Below are 16,405 nucleotides of genomic sequence, written 5' to 3' on the forward strand. Positions count from 1 at the left end.
GTTACTACTTAATAAATTTTAGCCTATAACTAAACTTTATTATTTAATAAGATTATTTTTAAAAAATAATTTAGCCTATAACTAAATTATTTGGATACTATAATCACTAATTTTTTCGTAAAAAATAACACGAAAAAAATAATAAAACATAGATTATTTATACTTTATATTTATTAAGAGTATTAACTAAGTTTTATTTTTATATTTGATTTCTTAAAATAATAAATTACATTGAAACTTTTAAAAGATAAAACAGCAATTATTACAGGAGCTACTAGAGGAATAGGTAGAGGTATTGCATTAGAATTTGCAAACCAAGGATGTAATGTTGCGTTTACTTATAGTTCATCAGTTGAAGCAGCAAATGCTTTAGAAAATGAATTATCAGATTTAGGTGTAAAAGCTAAAGGATACCAATCTAATGCTGCTGATTTTGATGCAGCTCAAGAATTAGCAAAAAATGTTTTAGAGGAATTTAAAACAATTGATGTACTTGTAAATAATGCGGGTATTACAAAAGATAATTTATTGATGCGTATTTCTGAAGATGACTTTGATAAAGTTATTAATGTTAATTTGAAATCTGTCTTTAATTTAACAAAAGCAGTTATTAGACCAATGATGAAACAACGTGCTGGTTCTATTATTAACATGAGTTCAGTTGTTGGGTTAAAAGGAAATGCAGGTCAAACAAATTATGCAGCTTCTAAATCTGGAATTTTAGGTTTTTCTAAATCGGTTGCTTTAGAATTAGGTTCAAGAAACATTAGAAGTAATGTAGTTGCTCCTGGTTTTATTGAAACTGAAATGACAGCAAAGTTAGATGAAAAAGTTGTAGATGCTTGGCGTAGTGAAATTCCTTTAAAAAGAGGAGGTACTCCAAAAGATATTGCAAATGCATGTGTATTTTTAGCTTCTGATATGAGTGCTTATATTACAGGACAAACATTATCTGTTGACGGAGGAATGTTAACTTAATTAAAATATATCAATAAAAAAAAGCGTAGCAATTTTAAATTGCTACGCTTTTTTTTATTGATTAAATTCATTGAAACTACCGTCATTATATAGTAAAACAATTTTCACTAATTTTTTACTGTTTTTTATTTTAGTTTCAACCGTTTTATCTGTTGAAACTTCTATATCAGAGAGTAGAGTAGGGCTTTCTTTTTTATTAATATTAACTTCTTTTGATTCTATTTTTTCAGATTCAATAACTACTTCAGCTATAATTTCTTTCTTTTTTTCTTCTTTAGGGAAAACACCTTCACCATATAAAAACCAATATAAATCAACTTCAGGAAATTTATTGACGGTTTTCATAATAAAATCTAAACTTGGTTTATTTCTTCCTGATAAAAGGTGAGAAATACTAGATCGTTGAACATCTATTGTATCAGCAAAGGTTGATGATGTTAAATTATAATGAGAAAGTATTTTTTTTAATCTAGTTAAAATTTCCATTTCCATAATTATAGTGATTACAATTGTTATATTTATTTGTTTGACACAAATATACACAAATGTAAAAGAAAATCAATAGTATTATTTCATTTATTTTAATACATATATGTAAAGTATATCGAAAGAGTGTTAGTTTTATATAATCTTATTTTGATACAGTAGGGATTATCATATAAAACAAATAACTAATATTGGTTTACTTACGTAAATATGACTAACTACTTAGGTGATTTACAATTGTACTCATCAGTTACGTGTATGTAGTTATACATTTGTAAAATAAAAAAGTGATTGTATTTTTGTATTAAAATGAATTAAAAAAAGAGTTGCAGTTACCTATTATAGACAAAAGGAAACAAGTAATAAATTCTGGTTCTGTATAAAGATATTGATTGAATTCTTTCTCTCATGCTATTAATTAATAAGGAAACAAACACACAAAAAGTACTTAATGCTTAAAATAATTTGTTTTTGTCTTCTAAATAAAAAAGAATTGAGTTCAGTAATAACTTTATTTAAATAGACTGAGATATTAGATATCTTATCATATAAAAAACACCAATAATTTCAATTTACTAATGTAAAATAAAAGACACTCTGTATTAATGTGAATGAATTATTGAAAATTGATTTACAATTATATCTGTTTAGTTCCTGTACATTTGTAAAATGAAAAATCCGTTATATTTTTATCTTGTAAATTAATTAAAAAGGAAGAGGGAGTTGTTTATTAATTAGCTACTAGAAAGAAGTTCATGAAGAATAAATTAAAGTATGTAGGAAGATATTTAGTTCTCTCATAATTTTCTTATTAAGAAGTAAATAAAAAATGTAAGAGTTAAGATTAGCGTAATAAAACATAGATTCTGTAAAAAATTTTAAGGCACTATTTTTTAATAAATTTATCAATTCAAAAACAAACAGGTATAAAAAAAAACAGCTTTTGAGAATTCAAAAGCTGTTTTTAATAAATAATAAATAGAATTTATTTCTTGTTTTCAATCCAAGTTTTAGCATTTACAAATGCTTCTAACCAAGGTGAAACTTCGTCTTTTCTTCCGGCAGGGTAGTTTGCCCAGTTCCATTGAAAAGTTGAACGTTCAATATGTGGCATTGTTACTAAATGACGACCTGTAGCATCACATAACATTGCTGTGTTATAATCTGAACCATTAGGATTATTAGGATAACCTTCATATCCATATTTAGCTACGATACTATAATTTGTTTCTGCTTCTGGTAAGTTAAATTTACCTTCACCATGAGAAATCCAAACACCTAATTCAGTTCCTGCTAAAGAAGATAACATTACCGAATTATTCTCTTGAATTTTAACAGAAGTAAATGAGCTTTACATGTTTCTTAGAATCGTTATGAACTAATCGACCATGAACTTTATGATCAGGATTAATTAAATCTAATTCCATCCATAATTGAGCACCATTACAAATTCCTACAGATAAAGTGTCTTCACGTTTAAAGAAATTCTTTAAAGTCGTATTTGCTTTTTCATTATATAAAAATGCTCCAGCCCAACCTTTCGCCGAACCTAAAACATCAGAATTAGAAAAACCACCAACAGCTCCAATAAATTGGATATCTTCTAAAGTTTCACGACCAGAAATTAAATCTGTCACGTGAACATCTTTAACATCGAAACCAGCTAAATACATTGCGTTTGCCATTTCACGTTCAGAGTTAGAACCCTTTTCACGAATAATAGCTGCTTTTGGTTTATCTTTTTTATCCGAAGAACCTAAAACATCTGAAATTTTTCCTGTAAAATTAGCAGGGAAAGTATATTTTAAAGGTTGATTTTTATAGTTATCAAATCTATTTTTAGCTAAACCGTTTGCAGTTTGCTTGTCATCTAATAAATAAGAAGTTTTATACCAAGTATCTCTTACTTCTGAAACATCAAAAGAGAAATTATCTTCATTATTTTTGATGGTAACTTTACCAGAATCATTTGCTGTTCCAATAGTAAAGAACTCAATATTATTTTCTGATAAAATTGTTTCTACTGAAGCATCAGCTTGAAAAACAATTCCTGCATTTTCAGCAAATAAAACTTTTAATGAATCTTCTTCGTTTAAAGAAGAGATATCAAAATTAGCTCCTAAATTAACATCAGCAAAACACATTTCTAATAAAGTAGTTAATAATCCACCAGAAGCAACATCGTGTCCTGCAGAAATTTTATCAGCTTTAATTAAGTTTTGAATCGTATTAAAAGCATCTTTTAAGAAGCTAGCATTCTTTACATCTGGCGCTTCATTTCCAATAGTATTTAATACTTGATTGAAAGAACTACCACCTAATTTGAAAGAATCTTGCGAAATATTGATGTAATAAATGCTTTCTCCATTCTTTTGTAAAACAGGTTCTATTACTTTAGATACGTTATTACAATTTGCTGTTGCAGAGATAATTACAGTACCTGGGGAGATCACTTCATCTTCTTTGTATTTCTGTTTCATTGAAAGAGAATCCTTTCCTGTTGGTACATTGATACCTAAATCAATAGATAACTCAGAAATAGCTTTTACCGCTTTATATAAACGAGCATCTTCACCTTCATTTTTACAAGGCCACATCCAATTTGCTGATAAAGAAACCGAAGCTAAATTATCTTTTAAAGGTGCCCAAATAATATTTGTTAACGATTCTGCAATAGAATTTCTACTACCAGCAGCTGGGTTAATTAACGCAGAAATAGGCGAGTGTCCAATAGAAGTTGCAATTCCTTCTTTACCGTTATAATCTAACGCCATAACTCCAACGTTATTTAAAGGGATTTGTAACGGACCAACACATTGTTGTTTTGCAACTTTACCACCAACACATCTATCAACTTTATTGGTTAACCAATCTTTACATCCTACAGCTTCTAGTTGTAAAACTTGCGCTAAATAGATGTTTAAGTTTTTAGTTTTATATCTTGAGTTCTTGTATTTTCTTACAATTGTTTTATCAGTTAAAACAGTTTTAGGAGAACTACCAAACATATCTTCTAAAGCTAAATCCATAGGTTTATCACCTTTAGTTTCAGATTCAAAAGTAAAACGATTATCACCAGTAACATCACCAACAGTATATATTGGAGAACGCTCACGTTCAGCAATTTTTTGTAAAGTATCAATATGTTTTTCAGCGATAACTAATCCCATTCTTTCTTGAGATTCGTTTCCGATAATTTCTTTTGCTGATAAAGTAGGATCTCCAACAGGTAAGTTATCTAAATTGATTTTACCTCCAGTATCTTCAACTAATTCTGATAAACAGTTTAAATGTCCACCAGCACCGTGATCGTGAATAGAAACGATAAAGTTTTCATCGCTTTCTACCATACCACGAACCGCATTAGCAGCACGCTTTTGCATTTCAGGATTAGAACGCTGTACAGCATTTAATTCAATTCCTGAAGCAAATTCACCAGTATCTGCAGATGAAACCGCAGCACCACCCATACCAATTCTATAATTTTCACCACCAAGAATTACAATTTTATCTCCTTCTTTAGGTGTATCTTTTAATGCTTGCTCAGCTTTACCGTATCCAATACCACCAGCTTGCATTATTACTTTATCAAACCCTAATTTTCTAGGTTTTGCATCACTTGAAGCAGTGTTTTCTTCGTGTTCAAAAGTTAATACAGAACCTGTAATTAACGGCTGACCAAATTTATTTCCAAAATCAGAAGCTCCATTAGATGCTTTTATTAAAATATCCATCGGAGTTTGGTATAACCAATCTCTAGCTTCAAATTTATTTTCCCAAAATCTTGTATTTTTAACTGAATCGATAGAAGCTTCTAAACGAGAATAAGAAGTCATATAAACTGCTGTTCCTGCTAAAGGTAAAGAACCTTTTCCACCAGCAAGTCTATCTCTAATTTCTCCTCCTGAACCTGTTGCAGCTCCGTTAAAAGGCTCTACAGTAGTAGGGAAGTTGTGAGTCTCTGCTTTTAATGAAATTACAGATTCAAACTCTTTAGTTTCATAAAAGTCAGGTTTATCTGCTGTTTTAGGAGCAAACTGAGTTACTTTAGGTCCTTTTATAAAAGCAACATTATCTTTATATGCTGAAACAATATCGTTAGGGAATTGTTTAGATGTTTCTTTTATCAATTTGAATAAAGATGTTGGCATCTCTTCACCATCAATAACAAAAGTTCCGTTAAATATTTTATGACGACAGTGTTCTGAATTTACTTGGCTAAAACCAAAAACCTCAGAATCTGTTAATTTTCTTCCTATTTTTGTTGCTACTCCTTCTAAATACTCAACTTCTTCTGAACTTAAAGCTAAACCTTCTTTTTCATTGTAAGCCGCAATGTCTTCAATATTTAAAATTGGTTCTGGTTGAATATCAATCGTAAAACTATCTTGATTTAAACCATCGTATTTTTGAGAAATCATCGGGTCAAAATCAGAATAATCGGCTGAAACAACGTCAAATTCTTCTATTCTGATAATATCAGAAATACCCATATTTTGTGTTATTTCTACGGCATTGGTACTCCAAGGAGTAATCATTGCAGCTCTTGGACCAACAAACGAGAGTTCTAAAGATGTCTCATTTATTTTAGGTTGCTCCCCAAATAACCAGGTAAGTTTTGAAATAGTTTCTGTAGATAATTCTTTTGTTGTTTGAACAGTAAATATTTTACTGCTAACGTTTCCAAAGAAATGAATCATTATTTTGCTGTATTAGTGCTGTATTAATAAGTTATTTTCAATCTGCGAATTTACTTATTTTCAATTTAATATAAAATTAATTAAAGACATAAAAAAACCAGCAATATTTGCTGGTTTTTTTTATTTAATTTCTAGTATCAGGTATTCGGTTTATTTCAATTTTACCTTTTTTAATAGCTTTATGATTTTCGTAGCAATTTAATACTGCTTCAATTATTTGTAAATCGCTTGCTTTTTTTATAAAATAATCTGAATATTCACAATCTATTAGTAATTTATTCAGTTCTTGCCTGTCCATTTCTAGGTATTCCATCATTACTTCTCTATCAAACTTACCTGCTAACATCTTACGTAAATCATCATTATTTTTAAGTTTTTTGATTTTTTTAAGTTGCTTAGGCTTTCTTCCGAAGAGGTTATATACCAAATCAACAGGATTTAGTAATTTGGCAATAGGTGATGATATTTTTTGAGGCTTTCCGATTTCGTAAGTTTGTGGCAATCCGTTAATATGAATCCTTGTAAATCTATCTTGAGGAACTTGTTTAACATCAACTTCTAAAACACCAATTAAATCTGTTGATTTTATAACAACTTCTTTAACATCTTCAGGTTTTTCTCTTAATGATATTACTACTTCATTTCCTTTTAAAAGGTCGTTTGTCACTTTTAGCTTAATAGAAGAGAATCCTAAAAAAGAAACTAAAACAGTATCATTTGCTTTTGATGTCAATTCAAAAAGTCCTTTTTCATTAGTAATAGTACCAGTAACTGCGTTTAAATTTAAAATATGTGCAGCGCTCAAAGGTTTTTTAGTTTCCGAATCAATAACTTGTCCTTTCAGTTGTTGAGAGTAACTTGAAATAGATATAAATATAAATACGATAAGGGATAGGTAGTTTTTTTGTATGTTACAATAATAAGGATTATTGATATGAAATTAGTTAATAAATTGTGAAATTGAAATCAACAAACAAAAAGTAGTATAAAAAATATTAAAAAAGAGATAGAGATAGGAGGTATTTTATATTTGTGCACGTAACAAGAGTCGAACTTGCACATTCTTACGAATACAAGCCCCTCAAGCCTGCGCGTCTACCAATTCCGCCATACGTGCTAAAAAATAAAAAAGCTAAGCAATTATGCTTAGCTTTTTGTGACCGGGCTGGGGCTCGAACCCAGGACCCTCTCCTTAAAAGGGAGATGCTCTACCAACTGAGCTACCAGGTCATTGTTGCTTATTTGTCTAAGCGATTGCAAATATATAACTTTTTTTTGAATATAAAAACATTTTTTATAGTTTTTTTTAAGATATTTGTAATCGCTTAATTTTTAGATTTATGAAAACAGTATTAATAGGATATATGGGGAGTGGTAAGTCTACCATTGGTAGGTTGTTAGCTAAAAAAAATAATTTTTCTTTTATTGATTTAGATGATTATATCGAAGAAAAAGAAAATATGACCGTATCTGAAATTTTCGAAAATAAAGGAGAAATTTATTTTCGAAAACAAGAACATCATTATTTAAAAGAGATACTTGCATTAAAACAAGATGTAATTTTATCTTTAGGAGGCGGTACACCTTGTTATGCAGGAAATATGGATATCATAATAGCTGAAGATGATACAGATACTGTTTATTTAAAAACAAGTATCGATACAATTGTACAGCGATTAATGAATGAAAAAAGCCAAAGACCTTTAGTAGCTCGATTAGAAAAAGGTGATTTACATGAGTTTATAGCTAAACATTTATTTGAGCGAAGTCATTTTTATAATCAAGCAAATCATAAATTAACCGTTGACGCTAAAAAAGTAACTGAAATTGTTACAGAATTAGCGCTTTTATTAGGTTAGATATACCACTGTTTCATCATTATCAAACTCAACAACAACGTGTTCTTTGGTTGATGTAGAAAGGGAAATCCCTTTAAAATCTGCTTTTACAGGGTATTTCTTGTGGTTTCTATTTACTAGCACAGCTGTTTTAAATCGTTTTAACGGAACATCTAAAAAATGCTTTATAGCATATATTAAGGTAGTTCCTGAGCTTAAAACATCATCAATTAAAACTAACGACTTATTTTCGTATTCAGGAATAGTTAAAGAAGTTGTAATAGGTTTTCTGGGCTTTTTTTTATCAATAAAAACCTTACAAAGTTCAATTTTTAAAGGAGATATCTCTAATAATACTTTGTGTATTTTTTCAGCAAATAAATAACCATTATTGGCAATTCCTGCAATTACAATTTCTTTTTCGTTGCTATTGCTCTCGTAAATTTGAAAAGCAATACGACGAATTTTTTGTTCAACTTGTAAATTGTTTAATATAATAGAATCTGATACGTTCATTTTTTTATTTAAAAATTTAAAAAGAAAAGATAAAGATATTACAAATTAATGTCATTTTCTTCAGAATCGACACCATAATCATCAATATCTCGTCTATCTTTTTTGGTAGGTCTTCCTGCGCCTTTTTTTCTGTAATAATCTTTTGAATATTTTAATAAAGCTGTTTTATCAAACTCTTCTTTCGGAGTTAAATCTTTTCTGTATAAATCAACTAATTTAGCGCCAACACGGCTAGGAGGTATATCTAATATTTTTATTTTATAATTTATTTGATCTTTTCGAATTGTTATCTCTTCATTTCCAAAGATCTCTTTAGATGGTTTTAATTTGATACCATTAATTTTTATATGTCCTTTTTTACAAGTATCTGTAGCGATACTTCGTGTTTTAAATAAGCGGATGCACCACAAATATTTGTCGATTCTCATATTAAAAGTTAAAATTTATCTTTTTAGTTTTTACAAAGGTATAAAAATGGTAAATTGCAAGTTAAAATTTCAGAATTAAATGATAAAATTTAAACATCTTTTTTATTTCGTATTGGTAAGTATTTTTTTGTACTCATGTAGTTCAAATAATAATACAAATATTCCTAATTTCGATCATGAAGCACAGGCTGTAAAAGACAAAGATACTATTGTTAAGTTTTTAAAATCTCATTATTATAAAGATGATGTTGATTCAATTAAGCCTTTAATTACAGGTAAAACAGCTTTGTTTACAGATAATAGATTAAAAATGCAGACTGTAAATGAATATGATTTAGATTATACATATTATTACTTTGTGAAAAAACAAGGAATATCAGCTAAAAAACAAACGACTGTTGTTGATTCTGTTTTCACAACTTATAGACTAAGCTCTTTTGTTGATTCTGATGAATTAGTTAAAGAAAGTGATTTAGAAACTCCAACTTGGTTTAATGGTGATTACACAAGATTAATTAGAGGTTGGCTATATGGATTTTCACATTTTAAAGGAGGTACTTTAAAAACAAATGATGATGGAACTCCTATTAATGGTCCTGTTTCTTACAATAATATTGGAGAAGGTTTTTTCTTACTTCCTTCTGGTTTAGCATATAGAAATAATGCTGGATTAACTAATAAAAACTTATTATATATTATTAATTTACATGATATCGTAGAAGATACAGATCATGATTTAGATAATGTTCCTTCTATATTGGAAGATGTTGATGGCGACGGTAAACCATGGAATGATGATACTGATAGTAATCAAGTAGTAAATTATCTTGATAATGATGATGATGGAGATAGTAAATTAACAAAGAATGAAGTTGATAAAGAAGGTGGAAATCCACTTAATAACTTTAGCGACCCTAATAAACCATCTACTCCAGATTTTTTAAATAGAGATATTTACAAGTAAAAACTCACTAGGAGAAAATAAAAAAAGCCTGAATAATTAATTATTTAGGCTTTTTTTATAACTTTTATTTATTAGAACTTATAAGATAGACCTACAATTATTTGATTTATTCTTGTATCAAAACTTACTTCACTAGCATCTGTTTTATTAAGTAAACTGCTTTCGGTATCAGAAAATGCTCTTTCCCAACGTACATCAATACCAAATTTACCTAAATCAACACCAGCACCTAATTGTATTCCCATTGAAAAACCATCTGCTTCTACATCTTTAATTTCATCTGTTCCAAAATCTCCATCAATAATATATTGAAAAGATGGTCCTGCAAAAACACGTCCAAATTTAAAAATTTTCTTACCTAATAATACAGGAACATCAATTTTATTTAAGGTGTATGATGTTTTTACAGTTACAGATGATGTATTTGGCTTAAAAATTACATCGCTATTTAATTGCGTGTACACTAATTCTGGCTGAATATACATACCTAATATTGGTATTTTTCCTCGTAACCAAACACCAGCATGAAAACCAGTTTTACTTTCTCCTCCTGAAAGGACATCATTTTTTACATCTGAAAAAGAATTTGAATTATAATTAACCCCAGCTTTTATACCGTAATTTACTTGAGCTTTAGATAATTGAATTCCTCCTATAAGAAGAAATGTCATTAAAATAATTTTTTTCATCTTTTTTGTTTTAGTTGTTAGTTTGTTTTTTAAGATGATATAAAAGTAGTAAAATAGAATATATTGGCACATAAAAAAGCATCATTTATAATTATAAATGATGCTTTTTTATATATGTATAAAATATTATTTTCTAGAAATAACTTTTCCTACAGCTTTAACGATAGCTGCATCATTTAAACCGTATTTCTCCATTAATTGATCAGGAGTTGCAGATTCACCAAAACTATCATCTACAGCAACAAATTCTTGTGGAGTAGGCGTGTTAGTTGCTAAACAACGAGCAACGCTTTCACCTAAACCTCCGTATTTGTTATGCTCTTCAGCAGTAACAATACATCCTGTTTTTGCTACAGATTTTAAAATAATTTCTTCATCTAAAGGCTTAATTGTATGAATATTAATTACTTCAGCAGAAATTCCTTTTGCTTCTAATTGCTCAGCAGCTTGTAATGATTCCCAAACTAAATGACCTGTAGCAACAATAGTTACATCAGTTCCTTCAGTCATTTTAATACCTTTTCCAATGATAAAAGGCTCATCAGTCATAAAAACAGGTACTTTAGGTCTACCAAAACGTAAATATACAGGGCCTTCGTGTTCAGCAATAGCAATAGTTGCTGCTTTTGTTTGACTGTAATCACAAGTATTAATTACTGTCATACCAGGTAACATTTTCATTAACCCAATATCTTCTAAAATTTGATGCGTAGCACCATCTTCACCTAATGTTAATCCTGCGTGTGAAGCACAAATTTTCACGTTTTTATCTGAATACGCTACAGATTGACGAATTTGATCATAAACACGACCTGTTGAGAAGTTTGCAAATGTTCCTGTAAATGGAATTTTACCTCCAATAGTTAAACCAGCAGCAATACCAATCATGTTAGCTTCAGCAATTCCTATTTGAAAGAAACGTTCTGGATGATTATTTTTGAAATCTCCCATTTTTAAAGACCCAGTTAAATCTGCGCATAAGGCAACTACATTAGGATTTGTCTTTCCTAATTGAGTTAAACCATCACCAAACCCAGATCGGGTATCTTTTTTTTCAGTATAAGTGTATTTTTTCATCAGTTGTGTTGTTGTAAATATGTGTCAAAAATAATCTTTTAAAAAAAAATAGAACTACAAATTTATTAATTCTTTGTAAAGTTTATGAATAGGAAAGCCCATTACATTAAAATAACTCCCTTCAATTTTAGTAATTGCTATTTTACCTATCCATTCTTGAATGCCATAAGCACCCGCTTTATCAAAAGGTTGGTAATTTTTTATATAATAATGAACCTCATCATCAGTTAATTTTTTAAAGGTAACTGTAGTGGTATCGTTAAATATATTTTTAAAATTTTTGTTTGATATACAGATAGAAGTAATAACTTGATGTGTATTATCTGATAAGCTTTTAAGCATTTCAAATGCTTCATCGTAATTTTTAGGTTTACCAAGTGCCTTATTATTGTGCCAAACAATGGTATCCGAAGTAATTAATAAATCTTTTTCTGTTAATTCATCTTCAAAAGGCTTTGATTTTAAATCAGAAAGAAAATCAGTAATTTCCGAAGCTTTTAAGTTTTCGGGATAAATTTCTTCAACTTCTTTTGTTTTAATGGTAAAAGGTACGTCTAAGTCTTTTATTAATTCTTGTCTTCTAGGTGAATTTGACGCTAAAATAATGTTGTAGTTTGATAATTTATTTGATAACATGTTTAAGGTAATAAGAGATTATGGGTATTGTTATAAAAGCGATAAAAAAAACAATCTTAAATATTTTAGATAATGTTTTGTAATCATCAGAACTTGAAGCATTCATTAAATAGTAAATAAAAACTAAATTCGGAACTGTGCCAAAAAATATGACTAAATAACGTATAGAAACATTATTCACGTATAAAAAAGTGATTGAAAAAGAAATAAAACAAATAATAGTACTGATTATTATGGCTGTTTTTTTAGCTCTATTTCTACCTAATAAAATAGGTAAGGTTTTGTTATTGTTTTTATTATCGTGATTGACATTTTTTATATCTATAATTACTTCTTGAATAATATTAGCTAAAAAAGATGTAATTACATATAACGAAATAATTACCTGTATTTTAATAAATAAATCAAGATCTGATGATGAGGTTATATCTACAGGAGAATCAAACCAACAAACAAATAATATAAGAAAAGACCTTAAAAAAGGCCTTAATATATTACTCATAAATGTTTTTCCTACAATTTTCTTAGAATATATAAGTATAATAGAAAAACAAATAATAAACAGTAAACTATAAATTGGTTTTTGAATTTTAAAAGATAAAAAGGTACTTAATAAAAGACCTAATACCCCAAAAATAATAGCGTATTTTTTAGCGTATGGTAGAAAAAAATTATTTGTTATTGATTGTTGCTTTTCTGAATAAAAAACCACTAAATAATTAGACGAAATAAATAGGAGTATAGCTATTGTTAAAATAGCTAAATCAAAAAAAGAAAGTATTGTTTTAAATCCATAACCGTATAAAAAAGAATATTTAAATAAAAAAAACACAAACCCTAAGTATAAAAGCATTTTCCAGCGAATAACCTTAAGTAATGTACTAATCATCATTAATTAAAATCCTTTTTTATACGAGCTAAGTCTTTTTTATTATCTCTATCTTTCATTGTTTGACGCTTATCGTGATTCTTTTTTCCTTTCCCTAAAGCGATATCTAATTTTGCCCAACCATTGTCATTTAGAAACAATTTAAGAGGCACGATAGTATTTCCTTTAGCTTCAACTTCTCGTTCTAGTTTTCTTAACTCTTTTTTATTCAGTAATAAACGGCGTTCACTAGTTGTTTTATGATTAAAGTTATTACCAAAAGAATATTCTTCAATATACATATTGATAACAAAAAGTTCTCCTTGCTCATTAAACTCACAAAAACTTTCAGTTATTCTAGCTTTACCAAGTCTTATTGATTTAATTTCAGTACCAGTAAGTTGAATTCCGGCAGTGTACTTATCTAGTATCTCGTATTCGAAACGAGCTTTTTTATTCTGTATGTTAATCTTTTTTTGCATAATAATGCAAATATATAACAAAAAAAGGCGGTGTTTTAAAAACACCGCCTTTTTTAATATATAGATATAAAGAACAATAATTTTAATTAATTATTATTACCAATATTACTATCTGATTGATTTCTAAAAACTAATACCTCATCAAAAACATCTAATAAAATATTACTATCTGTAGTTACAGCACCTGATAATATTTCTTTTGATAATTGATTTAATACTTCTTTTTGAATAACACGTTTTACAGGTCTTGCTCCAAATTCAGGTTGATATCCTTTTTTAGCTAAATAGGTGATAGCTTCATTCGTAGCATTTAAAATTATATGTTGTTCAGCAATCATCTTTTTAATACTATTCAATTGTATTCTTACAATTTGTTCGATATCTTTTTCTGATAAAGGAGTAAACAAGATAATATCATCAATTCTATTTATAAACTCAGGGCGTACGGTTTGTTTTAATAATCCTAAAACTTCCGTTTTAGCAAGTTCCATTGTTGCATCAACATCATCTTTTAAAATATCAAAACCTTCAAATTTCTCTTGAATTAAATGACTACCCATATTTGAGGTCATAATAATGATAGTATTTTTAAAATCAGCAACACGTCCTTTATTATCAGTTAAACGTCCTTCATCTAAAACTTGTAGTAAAACATTAAATGTATCAGGGTGTGCTTTTTCAATTTCATCTAACAAAACAACAGAGTAGGGCTTTCTACGAACTGCTTCTGTTAATTGTCCACCTTCATCATAACCAACATAGCCAGGAGGTGCTCCGACTAATCTACTCACTGAATGACGCTCTTGATATTCACTCATATCAATACGAGTCATCGCATTTTCATCATCAAATAAATAATCGGCTAATGCTTTTGCTAATTCTGTTTTACCGACACCTGTAGTTCCTAAAAACAAGAAACTTCCTAAAGGTTTATTCGGGTTTTGCAAACCTGCTCTTGAACGACGTACAGCATCAGAAACCGCTACAATTGCTTCTTCTTGTCCTACAACACGTTTGTGTAATTCATCTTCTAGTTTTAATAATTTTTCACGTTCTGATTGAATCATTTTAGTTACAGGAACTCCAGTCCATTTCGCTACAACTTCGGCAATATCATCATAAGTAACTTCTTCTTTAATTAAAGAATTTTCACTTTGATTCTCTAAAGCTTCTTGTTGAACTTCTAATAATTTTTGAGCTTCTTTTATTTTACCATATCTTAATTCTGCTACTTTACCGTAATCACCATTGCGTTCGGCTTTATCAGCTTCAATTGAATAATTTTCAATATCTGTTTTTAATTGCTGAACAGCATCTACAACGGCTTTTTCTGATAACCATTTCGCACTTATTTCATTACGTTCTTCTTTAAGATTAGCAACATCTTCATTTAATGATTTTAATTTAATGGTATCATTTTCACGTTTTATAGCTTCAATTTCAATTTCTAATTGCATTATTTTACGATCAAGAATATCTAAATTTTCTGGTTTAGAATTCATTTCCATACGTAATTTAGAAGCTGCCTCATCCATTAAATCAATAGCTTTATCAGGTAAAAAACGATTGGTAATATAACGTTGCGATAATTCTACTGCGCCAATAATTGCTTCATCTTTAATACGAACTTTATGATGTGCTTCGTATTTATCTTTAATTCCTCGTAAAATAGAGATAGCGCTTTCAGTATCTGGTTCATCAACAATTACCTTTTGAAAACGACGCTCTAAAGCTTTGTCTTTTTCAAAATACTTTTGATACTCGTCTAAAGTAGTAGCTCCAATTGCTCGTAATTCACCACGCGCCAAAGCAGGTTTTAAAATATTAGCCGCATCCATAGCTCCATCACCGCCACCAGCGCCAACTAAAGTATGTATTTCATCGATAAACAAAACAATATCTCCATCTGATGAGGTAACCTCTTTTACTACGGATTTTAAACGCTCTTCAAACTCTCCTTTAAATTTAGCTCCAGCTATTAAAGCTCCCATATCTAAAGAGTAAATTATTTTACTCTTTAAGTTTTCAGGAACATCACCTCTAATAATTCTGTGTGCTAATCCTTCGGCAATAGCTGTTTTACCTGTTCCTGGTTCCCCAACTAATAGGGGATTGTTTTTTGTTCTTCTAGATAAAATCTGTAATAATCTGCGGATTTCTTCATCTCTACCAATTACAGGATCTAATTTTCCGTCTTGGGCTAATTTATTTAGATTATTAGCATATTTATTTAATGAATTATAAGTTTCTTCAGCGCTTTGAGAAGTAACACGTTCACCTTTTCGTAATTCATCAATGGTTGCTGTTAAGCTTTTTTCAGTAACACCTTGATCTTTTAAAACTTGAGTTATCTGACTTTTTGATTTAAAAATAGCTAAAATTAAATGCTCAATAGAAACATATTCATCGGTCATTTTTTTAGCGATAATAGACGCTTCGTTTAATGTTTTATTCGTTTCACGAGAAAGCATTAATTCCGCTCCAGAAACCTTAGGAAAGCTTTCTAATTGCTTTTCTAGAATCTGTTCTAAAATACTAATATTAATATTTAGTTTCTTTAATATAAATGGTAACACATTTTCATCAACAGTAAATAATGCTTTAAAAATATGCTCATTTTCTATTTGTTGATTTCCATAAGATTGCGCTAACTGTTGCGCCTGCTGTATGGTTTCTTGTGATTTTGTTGTATAATTGTTGAAATTCATAATTTTTTATTAATCGTTAACTTAACTTTTTCAGA

At 28.9% G+C, this 16,405-nt stretch carries 13 protein-coding genes, 2 tRNA genes and 1 pseudogene; 3 read left to right on the forward strand and 13 right to left on the reverse strand.

The window, feature by feature from the left end; genetic code table 11:
- Positions 1 to 231: 231 nt before the first annotated feature.
- The gene (gene fabG / locus PG913_RS05485) at positions 232 to 978 is read left to right on the forward strand and encodes a 3-oxoacyl-[acyl-carrier-protein] reductase (RefSeq protein WP_271231972.1); all 747 of its coding nucleotides are present in this window, start codon (positions 232 to 234) and stop codon (positions 976 to 978) included.
- A gap of 54 nt (positions 979 to 1,032) precedes the next feature.
- Here the strand turns inward: fabG and PG913_RS05490 are convergent, their stop codons facing one another.
- From PG913_RS05490 to PG913_RS05510, 5 genes and pseudogenes are all read right to left on the reverse strand, one after another.
- Positions 1,033 to 1,464: a helix-turn-helix domain-containing protein gene (locus PG913_RS05490; RefSeq protein WP_271231973.1), complete on the reverse strand. Its 432-nt coding sequence runs from the start codon at positions 1,462 to 1,464 to the stop codon at positions 1,033 to 1,035.
- Between the two features lie 985 nt (positions 1,465 to 2,449).
- Positions 2,450 to 6,164, reverse strand: a pseudogene (gene purL, locus PG913_RS05495) (phosphoribosylformylglycinamidine synthase).
- A gap of 124 nt (positions 6,165 to 6,288) precedes the next feature.
- The gene (locus PG913_RS05500) at positions 6,289 to 7,098 is read right to left on the reverse strand and encodes a carboxypeptidase-like regulatory domain-containing protein (RefSeq protein ID WP_333780815.1); all 810 of its coding nucleotides are present in this window, start codon (positions 7,096 to 7,098) and stop codon (positions 6,289 to 6,291) included.
- A gap of 99 nt (positions 7,099 to 7,197) precedes the next feature.
- A tRNA-Leu gene (locus tag PG913_RS05505) sits at positions 7,198 to 7,281 on the reverse strand.
- A 40-nt stretch (positions 7,282 to 7,321) separates the two neighbouring features.
- Positions 7,322 to 7,394, reverse strand: a tRNA-Lys gene (locus PG913_RS05510).
- 110 nt (positions 7,395 to 7,504) lie between these two features.
- Here PG913_RS05510 and PG913_RS05515 point away from each other — a divergent pair.
- A complete protein-coding gene (locus tag PG913_RS05515) occupies positions 7,505 to 8,023 on the forward strand; it encodes a shikimate kinase (protein ID WP_271231974.1) in 519 nt (172 codons plus the stop codon).
- Here PG913_RS05515 and PG913_RS05520 read toward each other — a convergent pair.
- Both PG913_RS05520 and PG913_RS05525 read right to left on the reverse strand, forming a co-directional pair.
- Positions 8,015 to 8,518: a phosphoribosyltransferase domain-containing protein gene (locus PG913_RS05520; protein WP_271231975.1), complete on the reverse strand. Its 504-nt coding sequence runs from the start codon at positions 8,516 to 8,518 to the stop codon at positions 8,015 to 8,017. The genes PG913_RS05515 and PG913_RS05520 overlap by 9 nt on opposite strands.
- Before the next feature lie 38 nt (positions 8,519 to 8,556).
- The gene (locus PG913_RS05525) at positions 8,557 to 8,946 is read right to left on the reverse strand and encodes an RNA-binding S4 domain-containing protein (RefSeq protein ID WP_271231976.1); all 390 of its coding nucleotides are present in this window, start codon (positions 8,944 to 8,946) and stop codon (positions 8,557 to 8,559) included.
- A 79-nt stretch (positions 8,947 to 9,025) separates the two neighbouring features.
- Here PG913_RS05525 and PG913_RS05530 point away from each other — a divergent pair, with 79 nt between their 5' ends.
- Complete coding sequence (locus PG913_RS05530) at positions 9,026 to 9,910, forward strand: peptidylprolyl isomerase (RefSeq protein ID WP_271231977.1); 885 nt, start codon at positions 9,026 to 9,028, stop codon at positions 9,908 to 9,910.
- 71 nt (positions 9,911 to 9,981) lie between these two features.
- On the opposite strand, the gene PG913_RS05535 is transcribed toward PG913_RS05530, so the two are convergent.
- From PG913_RS05535 to clpB, 6 genes are all read right to left on the reverse strand, one after another.
- Complete coding sequence (locus tag PG913_RS05535) at positions 9,982 to 10,599, reverse strand: porin family protein (RefSeq protein WP_271231978.1); 618 nt, start codon at positions 10,597 to 10,599, stop codon at positions 9,982 to 9,984.
- A gap of 126 nt (positions 10,600 to 10,725) precedes the next feature.
- Complete coding sequence (locus PG913_RS05540) at positions 10,726 to 11,676, reverse strand: transketolase family protein (RefSeq protein ID WP_271231979.1); 951 nt, start codon at positions 11,674 to 11,676, stop codon at positions 10,726 to 10,728.
- 54 nt (positions 11,677 to 11,730) lie between these two features.
- Positions 11,731 to 12,312 carry a Maf-like protein gene (locus tag PG913_RS05545; protein ID WP_271231980.1) on the reverse strand — a complete coding sequence of 194 codons (582 nt, stop codon included), beginning with the start codon at positions 12,310 to 12,312 and terminating at the stop codon, positions 11,731 to 11,733.
- Entirely contained in the window at positions 12,299 to 13,204 is a 906-nt protein-coding gene (locus PG913_RS05550; protein ID WP_271231981.1) for a UbiA family prenyltransferase, read from the reverse strand. Before PG913_RS05550 ends, PG913_RS05545 begins: the two co-directional genes overlap by 14 nt.
- On the reverse strand, positions 13,204 to 13,662 hold the full coding sequence (smpB, locus tag PG913_RS05555; protein ID WP_271231982.1) for an SsrA-binding protein SmpB: 459 nt from the start codon (positions 13,660 to 13,662) through the stop codon (positions 13,204 to 13,206). Before smpB ends, PG913_RS05550 begins: the two co-directional genes overlap by 1 nt.
- 86 nt (positions 13,663 to 13,748) lie before the next feature.
- Positions 13,749 to 16,370 (reverse strand): ATP-dependent chaperone ClpB, encoded by a 2,622-nt coding sequence (clpB, locus tag PG913_RS05560; RefSeq protein ID WP_271231983.1) that lies wholly within the window; start codon positions 16,368 to 16,370, stop codon positions 13,749 to 13,751.
- Positions 16,371 to 16,405 lie beyond the last annotated feature (35 nt).

It is taken from the genome of Tenacibaculum pacificus (assembly GCF_027941775.1).
GTDB classification, from domain to species: domain Bacteria; phylum Bacteroidota; class Bacteroidia; order Flavobacteriales; family Flavobacteriaceae; genus Polaribacter; species Polaribacter pacificus_A.